A 16,558-nucleotide genomic window follows, 5' to 3' on the forward strand; every position below is an offset into this window, starting at 1 on the left:
ATATAGTCTTGCTCATGGGTTTGTACAGTTCCTTTGGATAGGTGTCTACATATCATATCGGGAGTTAGCTGACACCGAGCTGCAATTCATAAGTTAATTTAGCGATTGCGTGGAATCCTGAATTTGATATTCACCGAACCGATCAAAAATTTATCTTTATCCCCTATCACAAATGAAGTCAGTAGTTGGAAGATAAAGCTGATCTGGCAAAAATCAAAGTCGTTATAGTTGAATAAGCCTACAGATTCAGATAAATCACCTTTTGTAATCACTTCGCCAACGGTTCAGCAGCCAATGTCGTCAAATTCATCAAATCAGTCACAACAGTCAGAACAAGTTGAAAAAATTTATTTACCGCGTACTAGCGAATCAGAGAACTTAAAAAAGATTCGCCACACTGCTTCCCATGTAATGGCAATGGCAGTACAAAAGCTGTTTCCCAAGGCGCAAGTTACAATCGGCCCTTGGATTGAAAACGGTTTTTACTACGACTTCGACAATCCAGAACCATTTAGCGAAAATGATCTCAAAGTCATCAAGAAAGAGATGGCTAAGATTATCAATCGCAAGTTGGCAGTAATTCGGGAAGAAGTCAGCCGCGAAGAAGCCGAACGCCGGATTCAAGGAATTAACGAACCTTACAAGCTAGAAATCCTGGCAGATATAAAAGAGGAACCAATTACGATTTACCACCTGGGAAATGAATGGTGGGATTTGTGTGCGGGGCCTCATTTGGAAAATACCAGTGAATTAAACCCGAAGGCAATTGAACTAGAAAGCGTTGCTGGTGCTTATTGGCGTGGGGATGAAACCAAAGCCCAATTACAACGCATCTACGCCACCGCTTGGGAAAGCCCAGAACAACTCGCTGAATATAAGCGACGCAAAGAAGAAGCGCTACGACGAGATCACCGGAAACTGGGTAAGGAACTGGGATTATTTATATTTTCTGACCAAGTGGGGCCGGGTTTACCTTTGTGGACACCCAAAGGTACTCTGTTAAGGAGTACTTTAGAAGACTTCCTCAAGCAAGAACAGATCAAGCGCGGCTACCAGCAGGTTGTCACTCCTCATATTGGCAGAGTGGATTTATTTAAAACCTCTGGACACTGGCAGAAATATAAAGAGGATCTGTTCCCGATGATGGCAGAAAATCAGGAAGCCGCAACACTGGAACAAGGCTTTGTTCTCAAAGCCATGAATTGTCCCTTTCACATCCAAATATATAAGAGTGAATTACGTTCCTACCGGGAACTACCGATGCGGCTAGCAGAATTTGGCACTGTTTACCGCTACGAACAATCAGGAGAACTGGGCGGTTTAACACGGGTGCGGGGTTTCACTCAAGATGATGCCCACATATTTGTTACCCCAGAACAGTTAGACAGCGAATTCCTCAAAGTGGTGGATTTGATCTTGTCAGTGATTAAGACTCTGCAACTGGGGAATTTTAAAGCGCGACTCAGTTTCCGAGATCCAACCAGTGATAAGTATATCGGTTCCGATGAAGCTTGGAACCAGGCTGAGAATGCCATTCGTCGGGCTGTTGAAACCTTGGGGATGGATCATTTTGAGGGAATTGGGGAAGCAGCTTTCTACGGGCCCAAACTAGATTTTATTGTCAGTGATGCCCTAGAACGGGAGTGGCAATTGGGAACTGTGCAGGTAGATTACAACTTGCCAGAACGCTTTGATTTGGAGTACGTCGCTGAAGATGGTGTTCGCAAACGTCCAATAATGATTCACCGTGCGCCTTTTGGTTCGCTGGAAAGGTTGATTGGGATCTTAATTGAAGAGTATGCGGGCGATTTCCCTTTGTGGTTAGCGCCAGTGCAAGCTAGATTACTGCCAGTGGGTGATACACAGCTAGACTTTGCTAAAGATGTGGTGGCGAAGATGCGTGCATTGGGCATCCGTGCAGAAGTTGATACTAGTGGCGATCGCTTGGGTAAACAGATTCGCAATGCAGAGAAAGAAAAAATACCCGTGATGGCAGTGGTGGGAGCTAAGGAAGTGGAAACCAACACCCTGAGTATCCGTACCCGCGCCTCTGGGGAATTGGGAGTTATCCCTGTAGATGAGGTGGTGGATAAAATGAAGGATGCGATCGCTAAGTTCGAGAATTTCTAAAACCTAACCGCAGACGCACACTAATTACAATTGGTGTGCGTTTTGTTTAGTAGATCAGATTATTGGCTAGCTGATAGGTTTTGGCAAAGGTGCGATCTTATAGGTATTGAATATCAAAGACTCATTTTAACTTTAACTTTTGACGGGTTCTGGAAGGTTATAAAGTATCACAGACAACAAAACTTTTCTTAATCACCGCACCCAAGAAAACTTTTCGAGTTATTCAACATTGATAGGATTGATCTAAAGACTTGTGGAATCTGCTCTTCCTAAACAGACTGGACTTGCATAAATTACTGTCAACAATTTTTGACTCACATCATGAATCGCTTTACCTCTATTTTGCTTGCCGGCTTGATAGCATCTGCTTCAGCTTTGGCTATTTCTCCAAAAGCTGATGCTAATATACCAGTGTCTTATATTGCTGAGTTAGATAGCAACAGCTATCAACGCAACGATGATGGTAACTATGAGGTTCTGAGTCGTCACTACAGAAATGGTGATTATGACCGCCAGAACGACCTTCGCAACATTCGTGACAATAATCGCCGCTATGACCGCGATAACAATCGTCGCTATGACCGCGACAATAATCGCCGCTATGACCGCGATAATAACCGTCGCTATGACCGCGATAATAATCGCCGCTATGACCGCGATAATAATCGCCGCTATGACCGCGATAATAATCGTCGCTATGACCGCGATAATAATCGCCGCTATGACCGCGATAATAATCGCCGCTATGACCGCGACAATAACCTTCGCAACATTCGTGATAATAACTTTCGCTATGAGCGCGATCGCGACTGGGGTCGTAGTTAATCCTTCCGCCTATCTATTAAGCTTAGTTCCAAGTGAACTGAGCATTGATTCTACTTGGCGTTAGGACAGACACAATCTCTTTTTCCACTCATTCCTAATATCTGACTTTTCACTCTTATCTAGAAAACCTCGCTTCTATTCCCTAGTAAGGAAGCTTGCTCAGGGGTTAGGTTTAGCGTTAGCTTTCCTATATGACGTGAAAAGTCAGATTTTTATTAAATCAAAAATGATCGCTGTTTAATTTTAATTTAATGTAGATGCTTAGGCATGATCAAATCGCCGCATTAAAGCTTAATTAACTTGAAGCCCCAAGGTTTCAAAGCCGCTAAAGCTATTTCTTCATTTACACCTTCATAAGCTTCCCATTCCAAGGGGTGTTCTTTTGGATGTCCGTCGCCGACATTACCTGCAACTTTAATTATTGGACAGTTGGCGATGCGATCGCGCTCCAACCCTCTTGGAATTGCTAGTTCGATTTTGTGCCCGATAAACTTCGCTGTACTGTCATTAGCTACAGATTCACGGATTAAACAAATATCACCCGCAGTCCCCCAAGTCGTTTGGTAAATGTGCAGGAACGATATATAGGTTGCTGGTTTGATGGATCTTTTTAGAACGTGCATTATCTGTAATCCTTACACTATGAGGGAAAAATCATAAATCATATGAGTATTTTGTATCACGTTCGTAGGGAAGAATGTTTTTAAATCACATTTTGCACCTAGCCCAGGCGATTAGAAACCGCCTGGTAGAAGATGTGAAGCTTAAAACACGATAATCGCCCACATACTAACTCCCAGCCCAATAGCTGCTAGGTGTTGCCAAAGGAGCGATCGCACTGGTTGTTTTGCAATCTTTTGCGTTAATAATATAGTCATTAACACTGAGAAAATTATCGTTGCACCTTGCAAAAAGGCAATCACAGCTGGGTGAGCAACCAATATTGGTAATTGTTCACCACTCAGACCAAGGGTCGCAAAGGTAACTGGTAAAATCCGCCCGCCTTCGCCTAAGCCCAAACGCAGATAGTGAGCTAAGTTTCCCCCCAAAACTAATGGTAGGTAGCCATAGGCAAGTTCTACAAATGATCGCGACTTACGGTTAAAGTTGAACACTTGGAGCAAGCCATAAGCCCCAAAGGTAAAAATCGCTGGGATAATTAACACTAGCAGGGATAATCCCAAGTGTTGCCAAAACTGAGTTAAATCCAGTTGTAACCCCAGCCAAGATTGTAACTCTGGCAAGCGATGCAGATATATCCCACCCAACAGCAAAAACAATAATGCTACTTCATAGGTGCGGGGTACATGAGTTGTCCACAGTTCAATACCAGGGGGACGCAAGTTGAACTCAACGGAACGATGAGGACAAGCTTTCAGGCAAGTCATGCACAGTACGCAATCTCGGTTATCTTCTAACTGCGCTGGGTGGGAGTATAAAGGACATCCATTAGTTTCCAGCCCTTCGCCTTTTTGTGGCCCACCTTTATAGCACTGATACGTGGTGCAACTGGCAGAACAAATCCCTTGCTGTGCCCGGAGTTCTGTCATTGAGAGTTTGGCAAATAAACCATTCATCCCGCCGATGGGACAGAGATAACGACACCAAAACCGCCGCTCAAAAATGGCAGAGAAAATCATTGCCCCAGCAGTAATTAACAGTAGCAAACAAGCACTGAGGTAGGCGGTATTTTCTAAATGCCAGAGTTCTTCCCATAAGAAAATTAGGGAGAACAAACCAAACATGAACCATCCGCCCCATTTCTCAGCTTGCTGTCTCGGCCAGCGTTTAAGTTGTCGAGGCCACAGCCAGAGAGATAAATTTTGGGTAATTTCCCCATAAATCATGAAGGGACAAACAGAACACCAGATACGCCCCAAAAAGGGAAAGAGAAATAGGAAGAAAGTCCACCACCAAGCCCAAAATAGATTTAATACGAAATTGCGATCGCGAGTTTGTGGCCCAATAAATAACACCACAACTATAATCGCAAAAGCCGTTGCAGTAAAACCATAGTTAATGCGATCGGGCCACCAAGGACTACGTAAAAACCGCCGCAAACGAGGATAGGCATTTAACAGATTCACCCGAAATCGTTTTTTCTTCGCTTCGGCTGGCCAGAAAATTTCTTCTGTTAATTCATTAGCACCCTCCGCTTGCACGATCGCTCTTTCAACCAGATTTTTCAATTCCTTGAGGTTCCCAGGAAAATCATAAGACTGGAGGCGACGTAAAGCTTCTGGGGTAATATGCGGTTTCGGAACACCTCTAGATCGAATATAGAGACTAGTGTAATATTCTACCTGTGCCTGAATATCAGCTTTCCGCACCCGTAGCGGTGGTACTTTAATAATGTGACCGATACAGCGTTCAATTGTCGGCTGGGTTTTTTCGGAAACAATCAAAATTCTGGCTTTACTGGGACGAGGTTCAAGTGCTGGTTCTCCTGAACGAGTTACGGGGGTATATGTGCCAGTTTTGAGCAACTGCGTCACGGGAGATAATAATTCTTGTGGCAATTCTTGAATATTATTGAGAACTAAAGTACCTTCTCCCAGCCATTCCAACAGTCCTGGTTTACCGCCAGCACGACCGAATAAATCTGCACCGCTCGTTTGCAGAATACCGCAATTTACTTTAATAATTGGTTCCCGTCGTTTTGGAGAACCAAAGTGGATGAGAGCTGCTATATTGTCTTTTTCTAACCCTGGTTCTCCAAAAATATCCACTGATTTTCGGTCAGCCGCCGCTTCTCGAATTTGCTCGCGCAGCCTTACAGCATAGCGACTTGTACCGACAATTCCGCGTTGCGCTTTGGTAACTAAATATGGTCGCAAAGCTACGGAACGTTCTTGTTCATAGCCAAGTGCAGATGTAGCCTGAGCTAATTCTTGAGCCAATTGACGCGAAAAAGCCTGAGCAATTTCTGGGTATTGGGTGGCTAATTCACGAAATTTATCACCAGGCACAACCCACAAATGACATTCTGTTACCGTAGTAATTGTGAATGGAGTTAATTCATCCAACAGCAATTCTTTGAGTTCAATCACTGCACCGGGGAGGAATCCACAAGCTAAGGCTGGGTTGGTTTGATTGGTGCTATTGCTTTCGAGTTGACCTTCTACAAGAATATAAAGTGCTTCTGGAGGAGTGCCTTCGCTAACTAAGTCAGTTTCGGCACTCACTACTTGTTCTTCAATTACTTGTGCGATCGCATTTAACACCCCAGGCGAGAGAATTCCTAAACTGGTGCGTTCTTGTAGCCATATAACCGTTTCTGGAGATGTCATATTAATTTCTCCGTGTAGGCTGTTATGTATAACTGTTTTCAATTTGGCGGAATACAGTAGGGGCGCACAGTTCTGTGCCTCTATTGGGTATTACATCCAAACAATAACCGCTATCAAAGAAATTATCCTCTGAAAGGAATGTCAAAATATCTGTGTGCGGCTGTTATAAATTAATATCTGAGAATTGATGGGGACAAATTATGGCAATTTATCTAGATTCAGCAATCGCATCTGAAGCTGAAGTTGTTAAGCTTTGGGGATGGGTGAAAGGCATTACCACAAATCCCACGCTGTTGGCTCAAAGCGATACACCACCAGAAACCACGCTCAAAAAATTGCTTGCCTTGACTTCTGGCCCGTTATACTATCAACTTGTGGCATCTGATAAAGCTGGGATGCTAGCTGAAGGTAGAAAAGCTTTCGAGATTATTGGTCCACAAACAATTTTAAAGATTCCCGCAACACCGTTGGGTTTTGAAGTGGTGGCGAGTCTATCACCAGAAATTACCTGTTCAGTGACAGCAATTTACAGTGCAGCACAGGCAGCAGTGGCACGGGAAGCAGGAGCTAAAATTGCCATAGCTTATGTAAATCGAGCTACGCGGTTGTTAGGTGATGGTATTGCCTTAGTGCGAGATATGGCTAGCGTCCTCAAAGGCAGTGATACGCAAATTTTGGCAGCTAGTATCAAATCTCCCGAAGAAGCAGCCGCCTCATTGCAAGCCGGGGCGGATCATTTGACTTTACCATTGGCAATGTTGCAAGCGATCGCAACTCACGAATTCTCACAGAAAACTGTTGAAGAATTCGCTAAAGGAGGCATCGGCTTAAGATAATTCGTAATTCGTAATTCGTAATTCGTAATTCGTAATTCGTAATTAAATATGAGTTTGTCAGATATCCCTAATCTCTGGGTTCCTCTAGTACTTTTAGGTTTAATTATTGTCGCTGCTGTATTTTTCAGCCGCAGCAGTTGATATTTAAATATTCAGCTTGTGATTTACAGGTTGCAAGGCGATCGCTACACTGTTGAAACCAGTAGCCGTTATTTTCCCAACATAAATGTGTCAGAGGTAGTCACAGAGTGTTTAAAAATTGCCTATGAGCGTAATACTAGCGCTGCTATTCGGGGATTGCGCCAGAAATTGACGAGTGAGAATTAAATATTTTGCGATCGCTTCTATACGTTCTGGTTGCAGTTATGTGGCTCATCCCCGACCGTCGCATTGAAAATACTCTCACTTCCTGAACGTATTTGTTCAATATGCGATTGTATCGACTGACAATGCCATTGTATCGACCGACAATGCCATTGTATCGACTAACAATGCCATTGTATCGACTAACAATGCGATTGTTTCGGCTGACAATGCCATTGTATCGACTGACAATGCCATTGTTTTGACTAGCAATGCGATTGTTTCGACCGACAATGCCATTGTTTTGACTAGCAAAAACAAACTTTCCCTTTCTTGTACCTTGCCTTATCTAAAAACCTCGCCCAATCACGCAGAAATATCCAATAGGATGGGATAAAGTTTTTTGTATTGTTATGCAAATGAGAACCGCCATAATCTAATGAGCGAATTTTAGGAGGAAAGGGTTAAACTCCTTTCACACAAGTGCAATACCTAAACACAAAAAATATCAGAATCGCAAAACCAGTCGCCGCATAAAACACGCTACTAATTCCGCCAAAACCAAAGGCATAGCCCATCAACAACGGCCCTAATGTTTGCCCTAACCCAAAGAATGTCCCGTTTACCGATATAATCGTCGCTAAATATTCTCTTGGTGCTAAATCTGCTAAAAGTGTTTGGATACTAGGAAAACCCATACCAAGCCCAATCCCAAAAATTGTGCTGGGGATTAATAGTAACCAGATATTTTGCACAAAGGGAATAATTAACATAGCTAAAGCATAAAAAATATAAGATGCACTAATCAAATTTGTGGCAGGAAACCTTCTAGCCAATCTGCCTAACTGGGAAGATGTGATAGTAATTGCCACGGAAACACTAGAAAGTAGCAATCCAATAATGGTGGGCGGCGCTTTGAAGGTATCGTTCATGAGCTGTGGTAAATAGGTAACGTAAGCGCCATACAGGAAAACAAAGTTAGCCGCACTGGCAATAAAAAGTCCAAATAGCTGACGATTTTTGAGAACTTTTACTGCATTGCTTAAATACTCTTTGAGATTGCGATCGCCTTTTGGTTCTGGATTCTTGAGTGCAAACAACACCATTAACCCTAGAGGAATCGCTAATATGGGCAGCATGAAGGGATAATACCAGCCCATTGTTGCTAATGCGCCACCGATTATTGGATAACTTGATGTGCCAACGCTGCTGATACTTGCATTGTAACCCATTGCCGTAATCCGTCTGTCACCTGTGTATAAATCGCCGATTAAGGTGATACTCAGAGAAAGCAAAGAAGCAGCACCAATTCCTTGCAGCAAACGCAACCATAGCAATAAATTAAAATCGCGGGCAAAGGCACAAGCTGTACCAGCTATGCCAAATAAAAACAGTGAAGGAACGATAATTCTCTTTCTACCCCATCTATCGGCAAAAATACCAATAATTGGCCCTAAAATCAAAGATGGTAATGTAAATGCTGTAATCAATAAACCCAAATTTTTAGGATTGATATTTAAGTCTTTGGCTAACTTGGGAAAAGCCGGAGTCACGCTAGAAACTCCGATAACAGCAATCAATGCAACTGCACAAATAATCTGGAAATTTAACTCTAGATAAATTGGCCTCTGTCGTTCAAATTGACTGTTATCTTCTGGTGAATTCATGATCCTACCTTGTGTATAAATAATCAAAAACGCGAAGCATCTCTGAAGACGCTTCGCGTTGATGTGCTAAAAAAGAGTGCCTACTTGATTGTCGTCTTAAGCTGCAACTTTTTCCTCAAATGGTTTAAAGGTTTTTTTGCTAGCACCGCAAATTGGACATTCCCAGTCATCGGGAATTTCTTCAAAAGGTGTACCCGGTGCAATTCCCGAATCAGGATCGCCAGCGACTGGATCGTAAATCATGCTGCATTGTCTACAAATCCATTTCCGAGTTTTAGGATCTTCACCTGCAACTCTGGTTGCTGTTTGTCCTCCATTTAATACTTCTAAGGCTTCAGCGTAGCGATCGGCGTGGTAATTTTCGATGAATTTTAACAAGCCAAAACGGTGTGCAGCTTCCCGAAATGTGTTGGCATGATCGGTAGATTCTTTAACTTGTTTCAGAAATTCTTCAGCCGCAGGATTGTCGCGATCGCGTTGAGCATCTGCGGCAAACTCTGGATACATTGTGGTATATTCGTAAGTCTCTCCTTCAATTGCCAAAGATAAGCAGCGAGATATAATTTCCCGCTTTTGTTCATCAGTTAAAGCAGCTGAATCTTCTACCACCAGTTCTGGATGCAGCAACTTAAAATGTGCAAAAGCGTGTTCGGTTTCTTGATCTGCTGTTTCTTTAAAGAGTTTCGCCAAGTCTGTAAACCCAAGTTGACGCGCCACGTCAGCAAAAAACAGATACTTGCGATTTGCCATCGATTCACCACCGAAAGCAGCTTCTAAGTTTTGAAGTGTAGTAAAGTTTGATAAATCCATAATTTTTGGATGCCTGCAAAGTGATATTTAGCGTGAGAATACAGACTTTACAACCGGATACACGAGCCGTTATTTGTATAAGTTATAAATGATTTATACAAACTTTTTCAGCCCATATTTAGCAATCCGTTTTGTTAGCTGCTCTTGGACAATTATAAAACCGAAAAGTTTTACAGATGACAAATTCTACTTTTGATTTAGAGATACAGCAGATTTAAAGTTTGTGAGGTACACAAGCTAAGTCTGTTACCCAGGTATAAAGCGTGTTTTACTCCTGAATTCTGAATTTTGCTGTAATTGTGATTCTTTCAAGTGGTCTGAAGTTCTAAAAATGGGTAATCGGTGTATCCTGTTGCGTCAGGTGCATAAAATGTCTTTGGCTCTGGGGTGTTCAAATGTGCGTTCAGTTCTAAGCGTTTTGGTAAGTCAGGATTAGCAAGAAATAACTTGCCAAAAGAAACTAAATCTGAGTTGCTGCTGGCAAGAATACTATCTCCTGTTGGGCGATCGTAGCCACCATTGGTAATCAAAGTACCCTGGAATATTTGGCGGAAGTAAGGTGTAACAGGGTTCATGACTTTGCGGGTTGCTAAATCGACTTCGTTCGGTTCCATCAGGTGAAGATAGGCAAGTCCAAAGGGATTAAGAGCTTTGATGACATAACTAAAAGTTTCTTGAGGGTTGGAGTCATGCATTCCGTAGAAAGTGTTACTTGGTGAAAGCTTGATACCAACACGGTTGGCACCCCAAACGCTAGCGACTGCTTCCACAACTTCTAAGAGGAATCGGCTACGCTTTTCTATGGAACCGCCATACTCATCTGTGCGCTGGTTCGAGCCATCTTGGAGGAATTGGTCGATTAAATAGCCAAATGCACCATGAAGTTCAATCCCATCAAATCCAGCCGCCAGGGCATTTTCTGCGCCTTTGCCAAATTGCTCGACAATCTCAGAAATTTCTTGGGTTTCTAAAGCACGGGGAGTTTCCAATGATACTTTACCTATGGGTGTATGGAGTGAGCCAACTCCTGCGATCGCACTAGGAGCAACTGGCAATTCTCCACCAAGTAAAGCCGAGTGAGAAACTCTTCCAGAATGCCAAAGTTGCAAAAAAATTCTGCCCCCTTGTTCATGTACTGCATTAGTTGTCAACTGCCATCCTGTCACTTGTTCTTCTGAGTAAATACCTGGGCAGTTGATGTATCCTAAACTTAAAGGTGAAACCATTGTACATTCGGTAACGACCAGCCCAGCACTAGCGCGTTGGGCGTAGTAAGTTGCCATGAGCGAGTTTGGGATGCTTGCAATTGCCCGTAAACGCGTCATCGGTGCCATTACGATCCGGTTTGGTAAGGTGTAAGGGCCAAGCTGAACTGGGGTGAAAAGATTGATATTGGAATTCATGGCTGAAATTTCTATTGGTAGATTAACGGCGTTGCACATTATCGGCTGAGGTTTTGAAACGGGGAATATCGCTTTTATGAGGAAAGCTTTGATCGCCTCACGCGATTCCACCGTTTACGCGGATGTTTTGCCCAGTGATCCATCTGGCTTCGTCGCTAGCGAGGAATGCTACTACATCGGCGATTTCTTGCACATCTCCTAGTTTGCCAAAGGCAGCCATTTGGGCTAAACGGTCTATCTGTTCTTGTGTTTTGCCTTCTCTAAACAGTTCTGTATCCGTGGGGCCAGGAGAAATAACATTAACTGCGATCGCTTTTGCACCCAATTCTTTAGCTAGTACTCGTGTGATTTGTTCAACAGCACCCTTGGTTGCTACATAGGCACTATAAGTTGGCAGCATCATTGCCGTAGTTGAGGAGGAAAAGTTGATAATTCGTCCCCCTTCTGACATGTGTTGCGCCGTTACCAGCTAACTTGAGTGCGATGGCTCGTCCAATTCCCCGCGATGCACCAGTAATAATTGCAACTTTCCCGGCTATTGATGCCATAGATTAATCTGGTTTTATTTTGGTTCACCAAAGTGATTATCTGCTGTTAAAGTACTGCACCAAGGTTAAATTTAGCGATCGCTGTCATTAGTTATTAGTTATTTCTTCCCTGCGTCCCTGTTCCCCATTCCCCTTAATTAACTTTCTGGAACGATCGCAACACCATCCCTGAGATTGAGTAACCCTGAAATAATAACTTTATCTTCTGGCTGTAATCCGTCAATAACTTGGTAATTATTGTCTTTGATCTCGCCTAGCTTCACTCGCTTTTGCCGAGCTACTTGTTGAGATCCACCTTGGGGAGATGTTTCTGTTTCAACTACATAAACAAAAGTGTCTCCACCTACACGAGTCATGGCTGTTGTGGGGATTAAAATTCCGGGGCGCTGATTCCAGAACACTCTAGCCCTTACTAATTGATTTGCACGTAGCTGCCCATTAGGGTTATCAAAAAGTGCTTTGATCAGTATCCCTTGTGTTTCATTACTGGCGCTAGGCGCAATGAAAAAGACCCTACTTCTACCTAGCTTTTGACCTTGTGTGTTCATAACCTCCACTGGCATTCCCTTACGCAATTGCGGCCCTTGCTGTAATGGCACAGAGATATTCACTTCTAAAGGTCGATTTTGCGTGATATTAACTAATTGTGTGGATGTATTAACTAAATCACCGACTTTCAGAGCGATGTTGCCAACTGTGCCACTAAAGGGAGCAGTAATTTTGTCGGACTGGGGCTGTTGTGTTTGAATATTTACATTAGCTTGCTGTAAGGTTTTTTCAGCCTGCAATATGTTGGCTCGTTGTGCTTGAATCCTGGAATCAATTGCATCAAGACTAGTCTTAGCATTGGCGAGCCTATTAGCGAACTGATTGCTAGTTTGTCGAGATACGGCTCCTTGTTCAGCTAAAGTGACAAACTTTTCGTAATTCTGCTGATACAATTGCACATTTGCAACATAGGATGATCGTTCTGCTTCCAGAGATTTGAGTGTAGCGCGGGCATTTGCCAGTTGCATTAAAAATGCTGGAGGCACAGCATTGCTTCCACTAGCACCTGTTTGTCGCGTAGGATCTACTTGGAGAATTGCTGCTCCTTCGGCGACTGGATCTCCCGATTTCACAAATATCTGAGTAATTTGGCCCTGAATCCTCGGCTGGAGCGTGACTGAGCGCTGGGACTTTAGGCTAGCAATAAAATCTGAACTTTCCTCAATTATGCCGCTTTGTACTGTCGATATTTTGACTCTTACCCCTTGAGGTTGAGTATTAGCAGTTGAAGGTGCTGAATTTTGCGGAGTGAGCAAACGCCAAACTAGAGTTGCTCCGCCCCCTAACAATAGTAGTGCTGCTAAAAACAACCAAAGCCACCGCCGTTTTCCAGAAGGTGGCTCAAATGAGGTTTGTGGAGCTTTGTCTCCAAAATCAGTTTGAGGCTCAGGGGATGTCATGGCTTGTGAGGAACTTAAGGAACAAATTAACTAGAATTAAATCAAAATTTCATCTATTGATATAGAAATTACTGATTTGGCATGAGGTTTTGTGGCAAATTATGTGTTACCCCATCCAAATATACTGTTTTAATAATTCTGTCTAAATCTACCGAAAGGTGAATCCGCTCATTAAAACCTATGGAAATCTTAGTCCTTCATCAAAAAAAAGGATGAATATGACTATGCGTGAACTATGCAAATAGACTTGCACATAAGCCAGCAATCAGCAAAAGCTGACTGGCCCTCACTGGTTCAGTATTAAATGCGATGTCTACGACCGGCTGCGGCTACAAATACATTGCCCGCCGCAGCGATCGCGATCGCACTCATAGATCGTACTTTTGTCAACTAACTGTAATAACTGTTCCCACACTTTCATTCGCCAATCTATCCACCGCACATACGGCATAGGTTCCCGCTTGTTGGACAGTAGCGAAGGTTGTGCCAGCAGACAAAATTCGCTGAATTGTCCAAGTATCGCCACTTAGCCGATAAAGTGTCCAAGAACGAACTGGCTGATTATCACCAGGCTGCCAACTCAGTTTGCGATTATTGACTTGTAGTCCAATGGGTGGAGGGGGCGGTGTTGTATCCTGCCAAGACAAAGTTGGAGGTAGAGCAGGTTTGTTATAAAGCAGACTTTGGAATTTATCAGCAATACCCTGACTATTTTCCGTCAAAACACCGACATTAAAGAAGATATTCCCCAGTGACAACCGTCCAGCCTGACTACGACTAATTTTCACCTGCTTTTCAATCTCATCACTCTCCCGACTCTTGTTGCTTGGTTCTGTCAAATTGTTACCAGCGTAAACGTGTCTTTGCTTTGTGTTTACCTGTGTCCACCACTGTAGCAACGCCGAATAACTTTGTTGTGGTTGGTCTGTGCGCCAGTAAAGTTGAGGCGCGATATAATCAATCCAGCCTTCTTCTAACCATTTCTTCGCGTCAGCATACAGCACGTTGTAAGCATCTAACCCAGTAATACCAGTGGGTTGTCCGGGACGATAAATCCCAAAGGGACTAATACCAAATTTAACGTCAGGTTTAGTTGCTTTAATTCCCTGCCAGAGGCGCTGTACCATTCTGTTAACATTATCCCGTCGCCAGTCGCCAAGGCTGAGTGTACCACCAGCTGCTTTATATGCAGCGTAGGTTTTGTCATCGGGGAAAGGTTGTCCCTCTATGGGATATGGATAAAAATAATCATCTAAGTGAATGCCATCAACATCGTAGCGCTTCACTACATCAAGAATTACGTTGTAAGCTCTATCCTGAACTATTTTCAGTCCTGGGTCCATCCAGCGTTGAGTTTTCCACAAATAAACGCTTTCTGGATTAGTAGCTGCTATGTGGGGACGGACTGTTTTGGCTGGGTCTGTAGAAGTGCTGGCGCGGTAGGGGTTGAACCAAGCATGAAGTTCAATGTTACGCTTGTGACATTCTGCGATCGCAAACGCTAAAGGATCATAAAATGGTTCTGGTGCTTTCCCCTGAGTTCCGGTAATCCAAGCACTCCAAGGCTCTAATTGAGATTCATATAAAGCGTCTCCCTCCGGTCGCACCTGGAAGATGAGGGCATTGAAGTTTAGCGCTTGTAATTTACTAATAATTTCGCTAAGTTCAGCTTTTTGTTGGGCAACAGAAAGTCCCGCCTTGGAAGGCCAATTGCTATACCACACAGATGCTACCCATGCCCCCCGAAATTCCCGACTATGATTTACCTTAACGCTACCGACAGGTGTGGGTGTGGGTATTGGCGTTGGTATGGGTATTGGCGTTGGTATTGGTGTCGGTGTTGGTGTCGGCGTTGGTAATGGCGGCTGCACTAGGTAACTAGAAGCAATTTTTTCTGCCTCACCTAAATACACCAAAGCTTGATAAATAATCACTGCCACATCTGCACGGGTGGCTGCGAGATTAGGATTGAGTAATTTCACATTTGGGGAACTAACCACCAATCCAGCGCTGGTGGCAATAGCTACCTGATTTCTGCCATACCCAGGAATCTGAACAGAATCTTGATAAATTTGTGGGAGTTGTGAGAGGAGGTCAGGTTTTACCTTGGTGGCAATTTCTAAACCTGCTACCAAAGAAACTAAAACTTCCACCCGAGTGATTCGGTTAGCGGAACGAAAACTTTTATCAGGAAATCCGCTAATAAATGCTTTCTCGTAAGCTGTTTGAATGGCAGCTGCTGCCCAATAATTAGTGGGTACATCAACAAAGGGCACATACTGCCGCTTCTTGGAAACTGTCGGAAATGCCTTGGCGATGATGGCGGCAAATTCAGCGCGGGTGAGTGAGTTATCGGGGCGATACGTGCCATTCGGCAACCCACTGACAATACCACGTTGGGCTAAGGCTGTAATAAATAAGCGTGCCCAATGGTTTTGAATATCCGAGAAGGGAGTAGCAATAGATACCATTGTTGATTGCAGCTAACTGGCCTGGATTTTGATTTCCTTAGTTAATTTAGCAATATCAGAGCGATCGCTGCTGCAATCTCTTGTAAACTTTGACTATTGAAGTTTGGGATGGGGCATTGGTAATTGTTTTTTCTATTCCCTACTCCCCATGCCCAATCTACTAAATAGCATTTGCTGTTTGGTCAGGAGGATTCGAGGTAGAACGCGCATTCAACGACATCATCACCCGTGAAATGCCAGTGAAAATAATGCTGACACCAACTAGTGTACCCAGAAGCCAGGGCGCATTGAAGGGCCACTGGAACCAAATCATTGCGCCTAAGACCAGCGTAATAATCCCATCACCTAGTATCCACGTCCAGTTCTCTTGAGGGCGTAACCGGAATGCCAGAATTAACTCGAATGTACCTTCAGCCAGTAAAAAGCTGCCAAGCAACAGAGTTAGTGTGAGAATACCCGTAAAAGGATAAACAAACAGCATTATACCCGTTGCTATATAGAGTCCGCTCAATAGAAGTTTCCAAATAAAAGCTCCTTGGTGGCGGGTTTGAGTGGCATAAACTAGTTTTGTAAATCCTGCGAAAATCAAAATCACCGCAATCCAAGTTTCAGCGAATATGGTTGAGAGATTAGGCGCTGCGATCGCAATAACCCCTAAAATACTTAGGAGAACACCACTGATCAGTGAGCCATTAACATCCTTCTTAATATCTCTAGAAACATCCGTTGTCATACAAATCTTTTCCCTATTTTTAGACTAAACTCTACTTTTAGATTAGGGAATTTCTAAGTTACAGAGTATGAACCCTAAGATAGACTCATAAGTA

Annotated in this window: 15 protein-coding genes; 4 read left to right on the forward strand and 11 right to left on the reverse strand. The window is 43.4% G+C overall.

What is annotated here, in order from left to right; translation table 11 throughout:
• Window positions 1-294 precede the first annotated feature (294 nt).
• Complete coding sequence (gene thrS / locus F8R90_RS30650; RefSeq protein WP_196513899.1) at window positions 295-2,130, forward strand: threonine--tRNA ligase; 1,836 nt, start codon at window positions 295-297, stop codon at window positions 2,128-2,130.
• Window positions 2,131-2,451: 321 nt separating this feature from the next.
• Window positions 2,452-2,955, forward strand: a complete 504-nt coding sequence (locus F8R90_RS30655) for a hypothetical protein (protein WP_230967147.1) — start codon at window positions 2,452-2,454, stop codon at window positions 2,953-2,955.
• Window positions 2,956-3,239: 284 nt separating this feature from the next.
• On the opposite strand, the gene F8R90_RS30660 is transcribed toward F8R90_RS30655, so the two are convergent.
• Both F8R90_RS30660 and F8R90_RS30665 read right to left on the reverse strand, forming a co-directional pair.
• A complete protein-coding gene (locus F8R90_RS30660) occupies window positions 3,240-3,578 on the reverse strand; it encodes a hypothetical protein (RefSeq protein ID WP_196513852.1) in 339 nt (112 codons plus the stop codon).
• 141 nt (window positions 3,579-3,719) lie between these two features.
• Window positions 3,720-6,245 carry a sigma 54-interacting transcriptional regulator gene (locus tag F8R90_RS30665; protein ID WP_196513853.1) on the reverse strand — a complete coding sequence of 842 codons (2,526 nt, stop codon included), beginning with the start codon at window positions 6,243-6,245 and terminating at the stop codon, window positions 3,720-3,722.
• Between the two features lie 200 nt (window positions 6,246-6,445).
• On the opposite strand from F8R90_RS30665, the gene F8R90_RS30670 reads away from it, so the two are divergent.
• On the forward strand, window positions 6,446-7,081 hold the full coding sequence (locus F8R90_RS30670; RefSeq protein WP_196513854.1) for a transaldolase family protein: 636 nt from the start codon (window positions 6,446-6,448) through the stop codon (window positions 7,079-7,081).
• Window positions 7,082-7,240: 159 nt separating this feature from the next.
• Window positions 7,241-7,408, forward strand: coding sequence for a hypothetical protein (locus F8R90_RS30675; RefSeq protein WP_196513855.1), 168 nt, complete (start codon window positions 7,241-7,243; stop codon window positions 7,406-7,408).
• A gap of 96 nt (window positions 7,409-7,504) precedes the next feature.
• Here the strand turns inward: F8R90_RS30675 and F8R90_RS30680 are convergent, their stop codons facing one another.
• The 9 genes from F8R90_RS30680 to F8R90_RS30715 form a co-directional block, all read right to left on the reverse strand.
• Entirely contained in the window at window positions 7,505-7,684 is a 180-nt protein-coding gene (locus F8R90_RS30680) for a hypothetical protein (RefSeq protein ID WP_196513903.1), read from the reverse strand.
• A 164-nt stretch (window positions 7,685-7,848) separates the two neighbouring features.
• Window positions 7,849-9,051, reverse strand: coding sequence for an MFS transporter (locus F8R90_RS30685; RefSeq protein ID WP_196513856.1), 1,203 nt, complete (start codon window positions 9,049-9,051; stop codon window positions 7,849-7,851).
• A gap of 96 nt (window positions 9,052-9,147) precedes the next feature.
• Window positions 9,148-9,861, reverse strand: coding sequence for a rubrerythrin family protein (locus tag F8R90_RS33760; RefSeq protein WP_190899155.1), 714 nt, complete (start codon window positions 9,859-9,861; stop codon window positions 9,148-9,150).
• A gap of 308 nt (window positions 9,862-10,169) precedes the next feature.
• Entirely contained in the window at window positions 10,170-11,264 is a 1,095-nt protein-coding gene (locus tag F8R90_RS30695; RefSeq protein ID WP_196513857.1) for an alkene reductase, read from the reverse strand.
• A 97-nt stretch (window positions 11,265-11,361) separates the two neighbouring features.
• The gene (locus F8R90_RS30700) at window positions 11,362-11,667 is read right to left on the reverse strand and encodes an SDR family oxidoreductase (RefSeq protein WP_442946769.1); all 306 of its coding nucleotides are present in this window, start codon (window positions 11,665-11,667) and stop codon (window positions 11,362-11,364) included.
• Window positions 11,648-11,812 (reverse strand): SDR family NAD(P)-dependent oxidoreductase, encoded by a 165-nt coding sequence (locus F8R90_RS33965; protein ID WP_442946770.1) that lies wholly within the window; start codon window positions 11,810-11,812, stop codon window positions 11,648-11,650. The genes F8R90_RS30700 and F8R90_RS33965 overlap by 20 nt, the downstream gene beginning before the upstream one ends.
• A gap of 137 nt (window positions 11,813-11,949) precedes the next feature.
• The gene (locus tag F8R90_RS30705) at window positions 11,950-13,260 is read right to left on the reverse strand and encodes an efflux RND transporter periplasmic adaptor subunit (RefSeq protein ID WP_196513858.1); all 1,311 of its coding nucleotides are present in this window, start codon (window positions 13,258-13,260) and stop codon (window positions 11,950-11,952) included.
• Between the two features lie 386 nt (window positions 13,261-13,646).
• Window positions 13,647-15,731, reverse strand: coding sequence for a glycoside hydrolase family 10 protein (locus F8R90_RS30710; protein ID WP_196513859.1), 2,085 nt, complete (start codon window positions 15,729-15,731; stop codon window positions 13,647-13,649).
• Window positions 15,732-15,891: 160 nt separating this feature from the next.
• On the reverse strand, window positions 15,892-16,464 hold the full coding sequence (locus tag F8R90_RS30715; RefSeq protein ID WP_196513860.1) for an HdeD family acid-resistance protein: 573 nt from the start codon (window positions 16,462-16,464) through the stop codon (window positions 15,892-15,894).
• Window positions 16,465-16,558: the final 94 nt, after the last annotated feature.

Source organism: Nostoc sp. NZL, from assembly GCF_015714705.1.
Taxonomy (GTDB): domain Bacteria; phylum Cyanobacteriota; class Cyanobacteriia; order Cyanobacteriales; family Nostocaceae; genus Nostoc; species Nostoc foliaceum_A.

Excerpts from the sequence above, each read along its gene's own strand:
- F8R90_RS33760 (WP_190899155.1), bottom strand. The coding sequence starts at position 9,861 with ATGGATTTATCAAACTTTACTACACTTCAAAACTTAGAAGCTGCTTTC.
- F8R90_RS30685 (WP_196513856.1), bottom strand. The coding sequence starts at position 9,051 with ATGAATTCACCAGAAGATAACAGTCAATTTGAACGACAGAGGCCAATT.
- F8R90_RS30695 (WP_196513857.1), bottom strand. The coding sequence starts at position 11,264 with ATGAATTCCAATATCAATCTTTTCACCCCAGTTCAGCTTGGCCCTTAC.
- F8R90_RS30705 (WP_196513858.1), bottom strand. The coding sequence starts at position 13,260 with ATGACATCCCCTGAGCCTCAAACTGATTTTGGAGACAAAGCTCCACAA.
- F8R90_RS30655 (WP_230967147.1), top strand. The coding sequence starts at position 2,452 with ATGAATCGCTTTACCTCTATTTTGCTTGCCGGCTTGATAGCATCTGCT.
- F8R90_RS30670 (WP_196513854.1), top strand. The coding sequence starts at position 6,446 with ATGGCAATTTATCTAGATTCAGCAATCGCATCTGAAGCTGAAGTTGTT.
- F8R90_RS30665 (WP_196513853.1), bottom strand. The coding sequence starts at position 6,245 with ATGACATCTCCAGAAACGGTTATATGGCTACAAGAACGCACCAGTTTA.
- F8R90_RS30660 (WP_196513852.1), bottom strand. The coding sequence starts at position 3,578 with ATGCACGTTCTAAAAAGATCCATCAAACCAGCAACCTATATATCGTTC.
- F8R90_RS30700 (WP_442946769.1), bottom strand. The coding sequence starts at position 11,667 with ATGATGCTGCCAACTTATAGTGCCTATGTAGCAACCAAGGGTGCTGTT.
- F8R90_RS30710 (WP_196513859.1), bottom strand. The coding sequence starts at position 15,731 with ATGGTATCTATTGCTACTCCCTTCTCGGATATTCAAAACCATTGGGCA.
- F8R90_RS33965 (WP_442946770.1), bottom strand. The coding sequence starts at position 11,812 with ATGGCATCAATAGCCGGGAAAGTTGCAATTATTACTGGTGCATCGCGG.
- F8R90_RS30715 (WP_196513860.1), bottom strand. The coding sequence starts at position 16,464 with ATGACAACGGATGTTTCTAGAGATATTAAGAAGGATGTTAATGGCTCA.
- thrS (WP_196513899.1), top strand. The coding sequence starts at position 295 with ATGTCGTCAAATTCATCAAATCAGTCACAACAGTCAGAACAAGTTGAA.
- F8R90_RS30680 (WP_196513903.1), bottom strand. The coding sequence starts at position 7,684 with ATGGCATTGTCGGTCGAAACAATCGCATTGCTAGTCAAAACAATGGCA.